This window comes from Microcoleus sp. N9_A2, from assembly GCF_036701775.1.
Taxonomy (GTDB): Bacteria; Cyanobacteriota; Cyanobacteriia; order Cyanobacteriales; family Microcoleaceae; genus Microcoleus.
Genome location: NZ_JAUBRH010000146.1, coordinates 1 through 1878, shown reverse-complemented (window position 1 = coordinate 1878; position 1878 = coordinate 1). Strand labels below are relative to the sequence as shown.

2 protein-coding genes and 2 pseudogenes are annotated in these 1878 nt (G+C 40.0%); all 4 read left to right on the top strand.

Annotated elements, in window-relative coordinates:
• A pseudogene (locus QUA44_RS30445) lies at window positions 1–345 on the top strand (AAA family ATPase); the annotation flags it as partial.
• 638 nt (window positions 346–983) lie between these two features.
• Window positions 984–1211 (top strand): hypothetical protein, encoded by a 228-nt coding sequence (locus tag QUA44_RS30440; protein WP_333257634.1) that lies wholly within the window; start codon window positions 984–986, stop codon window positions 1209–1211.
• Window positions 1204–1419 (top strand): hypothetical protein, encoded by a 216-nt coding sequence (locus tag QUA44_RS30435; RefSeq protein ID WP_333257637.1) that lies wholly within the window; start codon window positions 1204–1206, stop codon window positions 1417–1419. The genes QUA44_RS30440 and QUA44_RS30435 overlap by 8 nt, the downstream gene beginning before the upstream one ends.
• Window positions 1416–1817 (top strand): annotated as a pseudogene (locus QUA44_RS30430) (IS630 family transposase). The gene QUA44_RS30435 and the pseudogene QUA44_RS30430 overlap by 4 nt, the downstream one beginning before the upstream one ends.
• Window positions 1818–1878: the final 61 nt, after the last annotated feature.

Genomic DNA, 1878 nt, shown 5'->3' with positions numbered 1-1878 from the left:
CGCTATGAGATTTTCAATTTGCACTTAGCTAAGTATTTCCCAGAGCAGTTTGGGGAAGGAAAAGAGAATCTTTGGAGTGACAGGCAGTGGTATTCGCTACTATCTGATTATGCCGGAGCAACGAGTGCTGAAATTGCGATCGCAGTTAAACGCTGTGCTGAACGAGCCTATTGTGAAGGGCGACCTGGTAAAATTGAATTGGCCCATTTGCGTTATCAGAGAACTCAGTTTGTGCTATCGTCTGAGCGTTCTTCTGAAGATATCCAGGGGATTCGCAACAAAGCGTCCTTTGCTCGGCCTGCTTCTGGGGGCGATCAATCTAAATTTGCGGCGGCAGAGCAATAATTATTCGAGTATCGGCCACCTGCTTACGAGAAAACTTGAGTGTACGATCGACAGCAATAGCAGGGTTTTATTGGCACCGAAAATCAATTCCAAGATTTCTGCCGCATTAGATGGTGCGGTGCAAACAAGAGAAGTATTCGCATCTTACTCTTATTACTTCGGACGCATTTATCTCGCTATTGCTAAAAACCATTGTGGGATACAATACATCGGTGTGATATAGCTATCAATTCCCTTCAATCTCCTTCGACTTCCACAAGCAACTGATCAACCCGCAAACTCGGATGTTCGCCAAGCAGTCGCCAACAATATCCCTCAATCGTATTAAAGTTAGCTATTTTTTTCTCTAGTTCCTCTGCTCCTTTTTGCAGCAGTGCTAGCTAAAATTCAAATCTATCCATGTTTGATTCGGAGATGGCTGATTGGCTACTATAGCCTTTCTCAGAAATATGAGGTATCATGTTACTGACACTCACTCGTGAGGATCAAACAGAGAAAATCAGATCAAATCAACTAGAATTACATGGTTCACTAAAGCCACGCGAAAGCGATACCACACATAATAGCATTTGTTTGACAGCACGATATGCTTGACTCATAACACGTTTACTTATACTCCTCTTCATACATTAGTAAAAATGAAAGCTTATTCGATTGATTTTAGGCAAAAAATCCTTGATACTTATCATACTGAACCGATTTCACAAAAAGCAATAGCTAAACGTTTTTCTGTAGCCCTCAGCTTTGTACAAAAATTGCTTAAACAATATCGTGAAACAAAAAACATTACTCCCCGAACTGACCGATGTGGGGCCAAAGGCAAACTGAATGCAGAGCAATTACTCATCGAGTGCCCAATTGATTGAAGAAAATAATGATGCAACTCTTGAAGAACTTCGTTATTTACTTTATGGGAAAATTGGATTTTCCCTGAGTATATCGACAATAGCAAGAATGATAAAACTCTTAGATATTACTGTCAAAAAAAAACTCTCTTCCCTTCATGCAAAGGCACCGACCGAGTTCAACTCCTGCGATGTGAGTTCTGGCAAAAAATCAAAGAGATTAATTTGAAAGACTTAATATTCATTGACGAATCAGGAGTTAATTTGGCAATGGTTAGGTTGTATGCTAGAGCTTTGAAAGGTCAAAGAGCCCAGGGCCCAAGACCAACGAAACGTGGCAAAAATGTCTCAATAATTGGAGCCATGTCAGTCAAGGAAATCTTGACATCGGTTAATCTAATAGGCGGGACTGATGCAATTACATTTGAAGCTTTTATTATCAGAAAACTTGTGCCAAAACTATGGAAAGGGGCTTGTGTAGTCATGGATAATTGTTCTATTCACTTGGGAGAATAAGTGAAAAAAGCTATCGAAAAACAAGGGGCAAGATTAATATACTTATCACCTTATTCACCAGATTTTTCACCAATAGAAAATCTCTGGTCAAAACTTAAAACTGTAGTTTAGACTAACCAAAGATGAGAACGGTGGCAAAAGAAGAACTAGAGCCACCGCGCTAGGAGAGAAT

Coding starts and splice junctions, on each gene's coding strand:
- QUA44_RS30440 (WP_333257634.1), top strand. CDS start 984: ATGAAAGCTTATTCGATTGATTTTAGGCAAAAAATCCTTGATACTTAT.